Below are 12,014 nucleotides of genomic sequence, written 5' to 3'. Positions count from 1 at the left end.
GGAGCAGGCTCTACGAGTTTCCTATGAATAAACGTCCTTTGTATTTCGATTACGCCGCCACCACGCCGGTGGATGAGCGGGTCATCCGGGTCATGGTCGAGTGTCTGGGTTTTGACGGCAACTTCGGCAACCCGGCTTCCAGTTCCCATGCCTTCGGCCAGGAGGCCCGGCGCTCGGTGGAGCGTGCCCGCCAGCAGGTGGCGCAATTGGTGGGGGCTGAGCCCGAACAGATCGTCTGGACTTCCGGCGCCACGGAATCCAACAACCTGGCCCTCAAGGGGGTGGCCCAGGCGCGCGCAGGTTCTGCCGGCCATGTCATCACCAGCCGGATCGAACACAAGGCGATTCTCGATACAGCACGCCAGCTCGAGGAAAGTGGCGTCGCCGTAACCTGGCTCGCACCGGACGCCGAGGGCCTGATCAGTCCGCAAGCGGTTCGTGAGGCGTTGCGCGAAGACACGTTCCTGGTGTCGCTGATGCTGGTGAACAATGAGTTGGGTACCGTCAACGATGTCATCGCCATTGGCGAGATCGTTCGCGAACACGGTGCATTGTTCCATGTAGACGCGGCCCAAGGCGCCGGCAAGGTGCAGATCGACCTGTCTCGCTGGCCGGTGGACCTGATGTCTTTTTCCGCGCACAAAATCTACGGCCCCAAGGGCATCGGCGCGCTTTACGTCGGCGACCGGGCCCGGCCACGGCTGTCGGCGCAGATTCATGGCGGTGGACATGAAGGCGGTTTGCGCTCCGGGACCCTGGCGACGCATCAGATCGCAGCCATGGGTGCTGCATTCGAACTGGCAGCCGCGGCATTCGACGAAGAACTCGCTAAAATCGCCCGGTTGCGCAATCGTTTGCTCGAGCCGCTACTGGCCTTGCCCGGTGTGCGTATCAACGGCAGTGCGAGCCGCCGGATTCCTCACACGCTGAGCCTGACGTTCAACGAAGGTGAGTTCAATCCGGCGACATTGGGCGCATCGATCGCATTTTCCGCGACCTCGGCCTGCAATTCAGCACAGAACACCCCGTCCCATGTGCTGCTGGCCCTGGGGCACGATGCCCGCGCGGCGGGGCGGACCATTCGCTTGAGCCTGGGTCGCTTTACCACCGAACAGGATATCGACGAGGCGGTGCGGCTGATCACGGCGGCGTGCGCGGCTGCGCCAGCATTCTGGGCCACGTAAGCCGTCTTCGGCATCGAACAACAATATCAATGAGCAGGAGAAACAATGAGCACCGAGCCTTTGCCCCATGGACTGGTTCCCCAGCGCCTGGCCCGAATCCGCCAACTGATGAGCCGAGAGGGCATTCACGCACTGCTGGTGCCATCGGCCGACCCGCATCTTTCCGAATACCTGCCGGGCTATTGGCAGGGGCGACAATGGCTGTCGGGGTTCCACGGTTCGGTGGGTACCTTGATCGTGACCGGCAATTTCGCCGGCGTCTGGGCTGACAGCCGTTATTGGGAGCAGGCGACCAAGGAACTGGAGGGTAGCGGTATCGAGCTGGTCAAGCTGATCCCAGGCCAGCCCGGCCCCCTGGACTGGCTGGCCGAACAAACGCCCGAGGGTGGGGTAGTCGCGGTCGACGGTGCGGTCATGGCCGTCGCATCGGCCCGTACCCTAGGGGGCAAGCTTGCCGAACGTGGCGCGCGGTTGCGCACCGATATCGATTTGCTCGAGGAGGCTTGGACTGATCGCCCAAGCTTGCCGGATCAACCGGTCTACGCCCATTTGCCGCCCCAGGCGACCGTCAGCCGGGTCGAGAAGCTCGCCAAGTTGCGTGAGTCCCTCAAGGAGCGTGGCGCCGACTGGCATTTCATCGCCACGCTGGATGACATCGCCTGGTTGTTCAACCTGCGCGGTGCGGATGTGTCGTTCAACCCCGTGTTCGTCTCCTTTGCCTTGATCAGCCAGCAACAGGCAACGCTGTTCGTGTCCCTGGACAAGGTCGACGCACCGCTGCGCGCCGTTCTTGAACAGGACGGCGTGACCCTGCGCGATTACAGCGAAGCCGCCGCGGCGTTGCGTGAAGTGCCGGACGGCGCGAGCCTGCAGATTGATCCGGCGCGGGTTACGGTCGGCTTGCTGGATAACCTGGGCAGCGGCGTGAAGCTGGTCGAGGGCCTCAATCCAACGACGCTGGCCAAGTCGCGCAAAAGTTTGGCCGACGCCGAGCACATCCGCCGGGCCATGGAACAGGACGGCGCGGCGCTCTGTGAGTTCTTCGCCTGGCTGGAGAGCGCCTGGGGACGCGAACGCATCACCGAACTGACCATCGATGAGCACCTGACCGCCGCTCGCATGCGCCGGCCGGACTTCGTCTCCCTGAGCTTCAATACCATCGCGGCCTTTAACGCCAACGGCGCGATGCCTCATTACCATGCCACGGAAGAAGCCCATGCGGTCATCGAAGGTGATGGCCTGTTACTGATCGACTCCGGCGGCCAGTATTTGGGCGGCACCACTGACATCACTCGCATGGTGCCGGTCGGAACACCGACCGCTGAGCAGAAGCGTGACTGCACGCGGGTGCTCAAAGGCGTGATTGCCCTGTCCCGGGCCAAATTTCCGCGGGGTATTCTTTCGCCCCTGCTGGACGCCATCGCCCGGGCGCCGATCTGGGCGGAGCAAGTGGATTACGGCCACGGCACTGGCCATGGCGTCGGCTATTTCCTCAATGTTCACGAAGGCCCGCAGGTGATTGCCTATCAAGCCGCTGCCGCGCCGCAAACGGCGATGCAGGCAGGCATGATCACCTCCATCGAACCGGGCACTTATCGTCCCGGTCGCTGGGGTGTGCGTATCGAGAACCTGGTGTTGAACCGTGAAGCCGGGAGCAGTGAGTTCGGCGAATTCCTTGAGTTCGAAACCCTGACCCTGTGCCCGATCGACACCCGCTGCCTGGAACCTTCGCTGCTGACCCAGGACGAAAAAGACTGGTTCAACGCCTACCACGCCGAAGTTCAGCGTCGATTGAGCCCGTTGCTGGACGGCGATGCGCTGCAATGGCTCGATACACGGACGATGGCGATTTGAAGTAGAGGGTCAGGCGAGGGCTTCACGGACGAAGTCCAGCCGATCCTGGCCGAAGAACAACTCGTCGCCGATAAACATGCTCGGGGCACCGAACACGCCTCGCCCGATGGCTTCTTCAGTGGCGGTCTTGAGTGCTTGCTTGACCTGCTCGTCGCTCGTCAGGGTCAGTACGTAGTCGGCGTCGAAACCGCCTTCGTTCAGGATCGCTGCGACAGTCGCGAGGTCATTGAGGTTGCGGCCGTCCACCCACATGGCGCGGAACAGGCAGTCGATGAAGGCCTCGAAGCGTTCAGGATGGCGCAGTTGCATGCCGGTCACCGCGCGCATCAGTTGCAGTGTATTGATGGGAAAGTGTGGATTGAACTGGAAGGCGACGCCGTAGCGCTTGGCGAAGCGATTCAGATCCTTGAACAGATAAGGGTTCTTGGCCGGCACTGTTGCCGGTGAGGCATTGCCGGTCGCCTTGAAGACGCCGCCCAATAACATCGGACGATAGATCAACTGACTGTTTGTCTGCGCGCACAGCGTCGGCAACTGGGTATAGGCCAGGTACGTGGTCGGGCTGCCGAGATCGAAGTAAAACTCCACCGATCTGTTCATGGTATCTGCTCTCTTGTTGTTTTGAAGGGCGGGTTTACCAGCGTTCGTTCCAGGGGCGCAGGTCCAGTTCGAAGGTCCAGGCGTCGCGGGGTTGGCTGTGCAGGTACCAGTAATTGTCGGCGATATGTTCAGGGTTCAGGATGCCGTCCTGATCCTTGGTGGCATATTTTTCCGGGAAGTTATCGCGGATGAAGTCGGTATCGATGGCACCGTCCACCACAACATGGGCCACATGGATATTCAGCGGCCCCAGCTCACGGGCCATGCTCTGGGCCAATGCACGGATGCCATGCTTGGCACCTGCGAATGCGGCGAACCCCGAAGCTCCGCGCAATCCTGCCGTTGCGCCGGTAAACAGGATCGTTCCGCGCTGGCGCTTGACCATGCGCTTGGCCACTTCCCGTGCATTGAGAAAACCTGAGAAACAGGCCATTTCCCAGATCTTGAAATACTTGCGCGCGGTTTCTTCGAGAATGCTGCACGGAACGTTGGCGCCGATGTTGAACACGAAGGCTTCGATCGGACCGATCTGATCCTCGATTTGCTCGATGAGCGCAATCACGTCGTCTTCTTTGCGCGCATCACAGGCAAACCCGTGGGCTTCCCCACCTTGAGCGCGGATTCCATCCACCAGTGGCTGGAGTTTGTCGGCGCTGCGACGGGTAACACAGGCAACAAAACCTTCCTGCGCAAAACGCTTGGCAATCGCTCCGCCGGTGGAATCGCCCGCGCCAACAACCAGTACGACCTTCTTGTTATTCATGGTCTGCCTCATTGGTAAACGATCGTTAACTAAACGGACGTTATGCTAAGATCCGGCAAGCGTCAAGGTGAGTAATTCAGGGGCAGGACCATGCGATATTCAGCCAATCACAAAATGGAAACCCGCGAGAAACTACTCGCCAGCAGTGCCATTTCCGCCAAGAAATCGGGTTTTTCCACGGTCGGTGTCGATGGCCTGATGAAAGCGATCGGGTTGAGCGGCGGTGCGTTCTATAGCCATTTTTCATCCAAGGATGAGCTTTTCAAGGCCATCGTTGAGCGGGAGTTGGCCCAAAGCCTGGATCGCCTGAGCGGAGACGGTGCCATGGACTCGACGAAGCTGGAGCGCTGTCTCAAGCAGTACTTGAGCATGAGCCACGTTGAGCAGCCCGAAGCCGGGTGTGCATTGCCGGTGCTGGGTGCTGAGATTGCACGATCGGATGTCCAGGTGAGGGAGGCGGCGCAAACATGGATTTGTCGTTTGCACGAAAGCTGGGCGCGGATATTGGGGAGCGACAGCCTGGCTTGGGCCATCCTGTCTCAATGTGTGGGAGCGTTGGTTGTTGCGCGGATGCTGGTCACGCCGCAGGTCCAGCGTGATGTCCTCAAGTCCAGTCATGAGGAAATCCGTCGCCGAATGGCCGAACAAGGGCTCGACTGATGTGGCCTACTTACAAATGACGATCATGCTGCGGCTGGTATAGCCAGCGGGGTTGAGCCCGAAAGGATAATCCCCGGGCTCCTCGACGGCGTCGCCGGATTTGGCAATGACTTTGTAACCCTTGGGAGCGCATGAGTTGGCGGCGCTGGCGGCGCACTGCTCCCAGGATGAGGACAAGCCGGAGCAGTTGATGTGCAGACTCTTCTTGCCGCGCTTGACTTCAGTTTTCGACGTTGCCGCACAGCCCGCTACTGCAAGTACGGCGATCAGTATCAAAATTCGTTTCATTCCCGTCCTTATGATCTTCGTGGATCTTGTGTCCACGTACGATCATGTTCGCTCTTGCTTGACGCGTTCATGACTTCCTGTATGAAAAAATCCATGTCTGGCATTAGGTTACTGGCCTAAACATGGCCTAAATGCACGGCAAATACCAGACCTTCCTGAAATCCTGCTTCAATCTGCCGCGACGACAGGTTTCGCGGTGTTGGCCATGGTCAGCGTTGCGCCGACCGATGCCAGGATGATGCAGGTAATGGCTGTCCACTGGGCCAGGGACAAGTATTCCTGGAGAAAGACAAGCCCTGACAAGGCCGCGATTGCCGGTTCGATGCTCATCAGAGTGCCGAAAGTGCGGGCTGGCATTCGGGTCAGGGCGATCATTTCCAGGGTATAGGGTAGGGCGGTGGACAGGATGGCGACACCGATGGCGATTGGAATCAGGCTCGGTGTGAGCAGTGCGGCGCCCGCATGCACAATGCCGATAGGTGCGACGAACAGAGCGGCGATCATCACGCCCAATGCGGCGGTCTGCACACCATTGTCCGCGCCGGCCTTCTGGCCGAACAGAATGTACAGCGCCCAGCAGAAACCTGCGCCCAGTGCGTAGCCGGCCCCAAGCAGGTCAATACCGGCAGTGGTCGCCCCGGTCGGTATGAGCAGCAGTAAGCCAGCCACTGCCAGGGCAATCCAGAGGAAGTCGATTGCCCGGCGCGAGGCGTAAATGGCAACTGCCAGTGGGCCGGTGAATTCCAGTGCCACTGCAATGCCCAGTGGAACGGTGCGAACCGACATATAGAAGAGAAAATTCATGCCGCCCAATGCCATCCCATAGACGATCACGGTACGCAGGGATTGGGCGGTGAGCTTGGCACGCCAGGGGCGTAGCAATAACAGCATGATGAGACTGGCAAAAATGAGCCGCAGTGTCGTAGTGCCTTGTGCGCCTACCACCGGGAACATGCTTTTGGCGAGGGAGGCTCCCGATTGAATAGAGGCCATGGCTAATAATAGCAGGGCAACCGGATAGAGGGTGGAGGCCAGGCTACGATGTGGAGGGGGTGTCATTACGGGGTGTCGTCCAGGAATAAAGGCGGGAGGCTTTGTTGAGCAGTATATTGCGCATATGAAGTGATTCCGTCTATATACTTGGGTAGATTTAAGTGCCTTCTCGGATTACAGATAGAAAAATCAAATTAGAGGTTGACGGCAAATTCTGGACGTCTATAATTCGCCCCACTTCCGGCGCAGTCGAAACGGAAAACTCCTTGAGATTCAATGAGTTAAGTAGGTTTCGAAGGGGTCGGGCTTCAGGTCATCGAGGCCAGGAAGTAGCTGATAGGGCAGTGTGGGTTTGGCCTTTTCAGCGGTTCGATCTTCTCGGTCGAAAGCGGTGAAAAAGAGGTGTTGACAGCAGCGAGTAACGCTGTAGAATTCGCCTCCCGCTAACGAGAGATCGGAAGCGCAAGTGGTTGAAGTTGAAAAGGAAACTTTGAAAACTTCTGAAAATAACCGCTTGACAGATACGCCGGGCGCTGTAGAATGCGCGCCTCGGTTGAGACGAAAGCTCTTAACCAACCGCTCTTTAACAACTGAATCAAGCAATTCGTGTGGGTGCTTGTGGAGTCAGACTGCTAGTCAACAGATTATCAGCATCACAAGTTACTCCGCGAGAAATCAAAGATGTAACCAACGATTGCTGAGCCAAGTTTAGGGTTTTCTCAAAACCCAAAGATGTTTGAACTGAAGAGTTTGATCATGGCTCAGATTGAACGCTGGCGGCAGGCCTAACACATGCAAGTCGAGCGGTAGAGAGGTGCTTGCACCTCTTGAGAGCGGCGGACGGGTGAGTAATGCCTAGGAATCTGCCTGGTAGTGGGGGATAACGCTCGGAAACGGACGCTAATACCGCATACGTCCTACGGGAGAAAGCAGGGGACCTTCGGGCCTTGCGCTATCAGATGAGCCTAGGTCGGATTAGCTAGTTGGTGAGGTAATGGCTCACCAAGGCGACGATCCGTAACTGGTCTGAGAGGATGATCAGTCACACTGGAACTGAGACACGGTCCAGACTCCTACGGGAGGCAGCAGTGGGGAATATTGGACAATGGGCGAAAGCCTGATCCAGCCATGCCGCGTGTGTGAAGAAGGTCTTCGGATTGTAAAGCACTTTAAGTTGGGAGGAAGGGCATTAACCTAATACGTTAGTGTTTTGACGTTACCGACAGAATAAGCACCGGCTAACTCTGTGCCAGCAGCCGCGGTAATACAGAGGGTGCAAGCGTTAATCGGAATTACTGGGCGTAAAGCGCGCGTAGGTGGTTCGTTAAGTTGGATGTGAAAGCCCCGGGCTCAACCTGGGAACTGCATTCAAAACTGTCGAGCTAGAGTATGGTAGAGGGTGGTGGAATTTCCTGTGTAGCGGTGAAATGCGTAGATATAGGAAGGAACACCAGTGGCGAAGGCGACCACCTGGACTGATACTGACACTGAGGTGCGAAAGCGTGGGGAGCAAACAGGATTAGATACCCTGGTAGTCCACGCCGTAAACGATGTCAACTAGCCGTTGGGAGCCTTGAGCTCTTAGTGGCGCAGCTAACGCATTAAGTTGACCGCCTGGGGAGTACGGCCGCAAGGTTAAAACTCAAATGAATTGACGGGGGCCCGCACAAGCGGTGGAGCATGTGGTTTAATTCGAAGCAACGCGAAGAACCTTACCAGGCCTTGACATCCAATGAACTTTCCAGAGATGGATTGGTGCCTTCGGGAGCATTGAGACAGGTGCTGCATGGCTGTCGTCAGCTCGTGTCGTGAGATGTTGGGTTAAGTCCCGTAACGAGCGCAACCCTTGTCCTTAGTTACCAGCACGTTATGGTGGGCACTCTAAGGAGACTGCCGGTGACAAACCGGAGGAAGGTGGGGATGACGTCAAGTCATCATGGCCCTTACGGCCTGGGCTACACACGTGCTACAATGGTCGGTACAGAGGGTTGCCAAGCCGCGAGGTGGAGCTAATCCCACAAAACCGATCGTAGTCCGGATCGCAGTCTGCAACTCGACTGCGTGAAGTCGGAATCGCTAGTAATCGCGAATCAGAATGTCGCGGTGAATACGTTCCCGGGCCTTGTACACACCGCCCGTCACACCATGGGAGTGGGTTGCACCAGAAGTAGCTAGTCTAACCTTCGGGGGGACGGTTACCACGGTGTGATTCATGACTGGGGTGAAGTCGTAACAAGGTAGCCGTAGGGGAACCTGCGGCTGGATCACCTCCTTAATCGACGACTCAGCTGCTCCATGAGCTCCCACACGAATTGCTTGATTCATTGAAGAAGACGATTGGGTCTGTAGCTCAGTTGGTTAGAGCGCACCCCTGATAAGGGTGAGGTCGGCAGTTCGAATCTGCCCAGACCCACCAATTTCATGGTGTCCCCGGTAAAGATACGGGGCCATAGCTCAGCTGGGAGAGCGCCTGCCTTGCACGCAGGAGGTCAGCGGTTCGATCCCGCTTGGCTCCACCATTACAGATTGGCACAACGTTTAAAGCTTAGAAATGAGCATTCCACCCCAGGGTGATGAATGTTGATTTCTAGTCTTTTGATTAGATCGTTCTTTAAAAATTTGGGTATGTGATAGAAAGATAGACTGAACGTTACTTTCACTGGTAACGGCTCAGGCTAAGGTAAAATTTGTGAGTTGCTCTCATGAGCAAGATCGAATTTTCGGCGAATGTCGTCTTCACAGTATAACCAGATTGCTTGGGGTTATATGGTCAAGTGAAGAAGCGCATACGGTGGATGCCTTGGCAGTCAGAGGCGATGAAAGACGTGGTAGCCTGCGAAAAGCTTCGGGGAGTCGGCAAACAGACTTTGATCCGGAGATGTCTGAATGGGGGAACCCAGCCATCATAAGATGGTTATCTTGTACTGAATACATAGGTGCAAGAGGCGAACCAGGGGAACTGAAACATCTAAGTACCCTGAGGAAAAGAAATCAACCGAGATTCCCTTAGTAGTGGCGAGCGAACGGGGACTAGCCCTTAAGCTTCTTTGATTTTAGCGGAACGCTCTGGAAAGTGCGGCCATAGTGGGTGATAGCCCTGTACGCGAAAGGATCTTAGAAGTGAAATCGAGTAGGACGGAGCACGAGAAACTTTGTCTGAATATGGGGGGACCATCCTCCAAGGCTAAATACTACTGACTGACCGATAGTGAACTAGTACCGTGAGGGAAAGGCGAAAAGAACCCCGGAGAGGGGAGTGAAATAGATCCTGAAACCGTATGCGTACAAGCAGTGGGAGCCCACTTTGTTGGGTGACTGCGTACCTTTTGTATAATGGGTCAGCGACTTATTTTCAGTGGCGAGCTTAACCGAATAGGGGAGGCGTAGCGAAAGCGAGTCTTAATAGGGCGTCTAGTCGCTGGGAATAGACCCGAAACCGGGCGATCTATCCATGGGCAGGTTGAAGGTTAGGTAACACTGACTGGAGGACCGAACCGACTACCGTTGAAAAGTTAGCGGATGACCTGTGGATCGGAGTGAAAGGCTAATCAAGCTCGGAGATAGCTGGTTCTCCTCGAAAGCTATTTAGGTAGCGCCTCATGTATCACTGTAGGGGGTAGAGCACTGTTTCGGCTAGGGGGTCATCCCGACTTACCAAACCGATGCAAACTCCGAATACCTACAAGTGCCGAGCATGGGAGACACACGGCGGGTGCTAACGTCCGTCGTGAAAAGGGAAACAACCCAGACCGTCAGCTAAGGTCCCAAAGTTATGGTTAAGTGGGAAACGATGTGGGAAGGCTTAGACAGCTAGGAGGTTGGCTTAGAAGCAGCCACCCTTTAAAGAAAGCGTAATAGCTCACTAGTCGAGTCGGCCTGCGCGGAAGATGTAACGGGGCTCAAACCATACACCGAAGCTACGGGTATCACGCAAGTGATGCGGTAGAGGAGCGTTCTGTAAGCCTGTGAAGGTGAGTTGAGAAGCTTGCTGGAGGTATCAGAAGTGCGAATGCTGACATGAGTAACGACAATGGGTGTGAAAAACACCCACGCCGAAAGACCAAGGTTTCCTGCGCAACGTTAATCGACGCAGGGTTAGTCGGTCCCTAAGGCGAGGCTGAAAAGCGTAGTCGATGGAAAACAGGTTAATATTCCTGTACTTCTGGTTATTGCGATGGAGGGACGGAGAAGGCTAGGCCAGCTTGGCGTTGGTTGTCCAAGTTTAAGGTGGTAGGCTGGAATCTTAGGTAAATCCGGGATTCTAAGGCCGAGAGCTGATGACGAGTTACCCTTTGGGTGACGAAGTGGTTGATGCCATGCTTCCAAGAAAAGCTTCTAAGCTTCAGGTAACCAGGAACCGTACCCCAAACCGACACAGGTGGTTGGGTAGAGAATACCAAGGCGCTTGAGAGAACTCGGGTGAAGGAACTAGGCAAAATGGCACCGTAACTTCGGGAGAAGGTGCGCCGGTGAGGGTGAAGCACTTGCTGCGTAAGCCCACGCCGGTCGAAGATACCAGGCCGCTGCGACTGTTTATTAAAAACACAGCACTCTGCAAACACGAAAGTGGACGTATAGGGTGTGACGCCTGCCCGGTGCCGGAAGGTTAATTGATGGGGTTAGCTAACGCGAAGCTCTTGATCGAAGCCCCGGTAAACGGCGGCCGTAACTATAACGGTCCTAAGGTAGCGAAATTCCTTGTCGGGTAAGTTCCGACCTGCACGAATGGCGTAACGATGGCGGCGCTGTCTCCACCCGAGACTCAGTGAAATTGAAATCGCTGTGAAGATGCAGTGTATCCGCGGCTAGACGGAAAGACCCCGTGAACCTTTACTATAGCTTTGCACTGGACTTTGAATTTGCTTGTGTAGGATAGGTGGGAGGCTTTGAAGCGTGGACGCCAGTTCGCGTGGAGCCATCCTTGAAATACCACCCTGGCAACTTTGAGGTTCTAACTCAGGTCCGTTATCCGGATCGAGGACAGTGTATGGTGGGTAGTTTGACTGGGGCGGTCTCCTCCTAAAGAGTAACGGAGGAGTACGAAGGTGCGCTCAGACCGGTCGGAAATCGGTCGTAGAGTATAAAGGCAAAAGCGCGCTTGACTGCGAGACAGACACGTCGAGCAGGTACGAAAGTAGGTCTTAGTGATCCGGTGGTTCTGTATGGAAGGGCCATCGCTCAACGGATAAAAGGTACTCCGGGGATAACAGGCTGATACCGCCCAAGAGTTCATATCGACGGCGGTGTTTGGCACCTCGATGTCGGCTCATCACATCCTGGGGCTGAAGCCGGTCCCAAGGGTATGGCTGTTCGCCATTTAAAGTGGTACGCGAGCTGGGTTTAGAACGTCGTGAGACAGTTCGGTCCCTATCTGCCGTGGACGTTTGAGATTTGAGAGGGGCTGCTCCTAGTACGAGAGGACCGGAGTGGACGAACCTCTGGTGTTCCGGTTGTCACGCCAGTGGCATTGCCGGGTAGCTATGTTCGGAAAAGATAACCGCTGAAAGCATCTAAGCGGGAAACTTGCCTCAAGATGAGATCTCACTGGGACCTTGAGTCCCCTGAAGGGCCGTCGAAGACTACGACGTTGATAGGCAGGGTGTGTAAGCGCTGTGAGGCGTTGAGCTAACCTGTACTAATTGCCCGTGAGGCTTGACCATATAACACCCAAG

7 protein-coding genes, 2 tRNA genes and 2 rRNA genes are annotated in these 12,014 nt (G+C 56.2%); 7 read left to right on the top strand and 4 right to left on the bottom strand.

Features of this window, described 5'->3' with window-relative positions:
• The first annotated feature begins 23 nt into the window (after positions 1-23).
• Entirely contained in the window at positions 24-1,184 is a 1,161-nt protein-coding gene (locus PSH86_RS21290; protein WP_305484743.1) for a cysteine desulfurase family protein, read from the top strand.
• 45 nt (positions 1,185-1,229) lie between these two features.
• Positions 1,230-3,038, top strand: a complete 1,809-nt coding sequence (locus PSH86_RS21285) for an aminopeptidase P family protein (RefSeq protein WP_109756511.1) — start codon at positions 1,230-1,232, stop codon at positions 3,036-3,038.
• A 9-nt stretch (positions 3,039-3,047) separates the two neighbouring features.
• Here PSH86_RS21285 and PSH86_RS21280 read toward each other — a convergent pair whose 3' ends face one another.
• On the bottom strand, positions 3,048-3,638 hold the full coding sequence (locus PSH86_RS21280) for a 2-hydroxychromene-2-carboxylate isomerase (RefSeq protein ID WP_249015373.1): 591 nt from the start codon (positions 3,636-3,638) through the stop codon (positions 3,048-3,050).
• A gap of 34 nt (positions 3,639-3,672) precedes the next feature.
• Positions 3,673-4,401, bottom strand: coding sequence for an SDR family oxidoreductase (locus tag PSH86_RS21275; RefSeq protein ID WP_109756513.1), 729 nt, complete (start codon positions 4,399-4,401; stop codon positions 3,673-3,675).
• A 90-nt stretch (positions 4,402-4,491) separates the two neighbouring features.
• Between PSH86_RS21275 and PSH86_RS21270 the strand changes: the two genes are divergently transcribed.
• The gene (locus PSH86_RS21270; protein WP_109756514.1) at positions 4,492-5,061 is read left to right on the top strand and encodes a TetR/AcrR family transcriptional regulator; all 570 of its coding nucleotides are present in this window, start codon (positions 4,492-4,494) and stop codon (positions 5,059-5,061) included.
• A 6-nt stretch (positions 5,062-5,067) separates the two neighbouring features.
• Here PSH86_RS21270 and PSH86_RS21265 read toward each other — a convergent pair whose 3' ends face one another.
• A complete protein-coding gene (locus tag PSH86_RS21265; protein WP_109756515.1) occupies positions 5,068-5,349 on the bottom strand; it encodes a hypothetical protein in 282 nt (93 codons plus the stop codon).
• A 168-nt stretch (positions 5,350-5,517) separates the two neighbouring features.
• On the bottom strand, positions 5,518-6,408 hold the full coding sequence (gene rhtA, locus PSH86_RS21260) for a threonine/homoserine exporter RhtA (RefSeq protein WP_305484739.1): 891 nt from the start codon (positions 6,406-6,408) through the stop codon (positions 5,518-5,520).
• 672 nt (positions 6,409-7,080) lie between these two features.
• Between rhtA and PSH86_RS21255 the strand changes: the two genes are divergently transcribed.
• The 4 genes from PSH86_RS21255 (at position 7,081) to PSH86_RS21240 (ending at position 12,002) form a co-directional block, all read left to right on the top strand.
• Positions 7,081-8,617, top strand: a 16S ribosomal RNA gene (locus PSH86_RS21255).
• A gap of 64 nt (positions 8,618-8,681) precedes the next feature.
• A tRNA-Ile gene (locus tag PSH86_RS21250) sits at positions 8,682-8,758 on the top strand.
• Positions 8,759-8,785: 27 nt separating this feature from the next.
• Positions 8,786-8,861: transfer RNA gene (locus tag PSH86_RS21245), tRNA-Ala, on the top strand.
• 249 nt (positions 8,862-9,110) lie between these two features.
• A 23S ribosomal RNA gene (locus PSH86_RS21240) occupies positions 9,111-12,002 on the top strand.
• The 16S and 23S rRNA genes sit together here with 2 tRNA genes alongside, the layout of an rRNA operon.
• Positions 12,003-12,014 lie beyond the last annotated feature (12 nt).

It is taken from the genome of Pseudomonas sp. FP2300 (genome assembly GCF_030687595.1).
Taxonomy (GTDB): Bacteria; Pseudomonadota; Gammaproteobacteria; order Pseudomonadales; family Pseudomonadaceae; genus Aquipseudomonas; species Aquipseudomonas bijieensis.
This window is presented reverse-complemented; position numbering and strand designations above follow the sequence as displayed.

Excerpts from the sequence above, each read along its gene's own strand:
- PSH86_RS21290 (WP_305484743.1), top strand. The coding sequence starts at position 24 with ATGAATAAACGTCCTTTGTATTTCGATTACGCCGCCACCACGCCGGTG.
- PSH86_RS21285 (WP_109756511.1), top strand. The coding sequence starts at position 1,230 with ATGAGCACCGAGCCTTTGCCCCATGGACTGGTTCCCCAGCGCCTGGCC.
- PSH86_RS21280 (WP_249015373.1), bottom strand. The coding sequence starts at position 3,638 with ATGAACAGATCGGTGGAGTTTTACTTCGATCTCGGCAGCCCGACCACG.
- PSH86_RS21275 (WP_109756513.1), bottom strand. The coding sequence starts at position 4,401 with ATGAATAACAAGAAGGTCGTACTGGTTGTTGGCGCGGGCGATTCCACC.
- PSH86_RS21270 (WP_109756514.1), top strand. The coding sequence starts at position 4,492 with ATGCGATATTCAGCCAATCACAAAATGGAAACCCGCGAGAAACTACTC.
- PSH86_RS21265 (WP_109756515.1), bottom strand. The coding sequence starts at position 5,349 with ATGAAACGAATTTTGATACTGATCGCCGTACTTGCAGTAGCGGGCTGT.
- rhtA (WP_305484739.1), bottom strand. The coding sequence starts at position 6,408 with ATGACACCCCCTCCACATCGTAGCCTGGCCTCCACCCTCTATCCGGTT.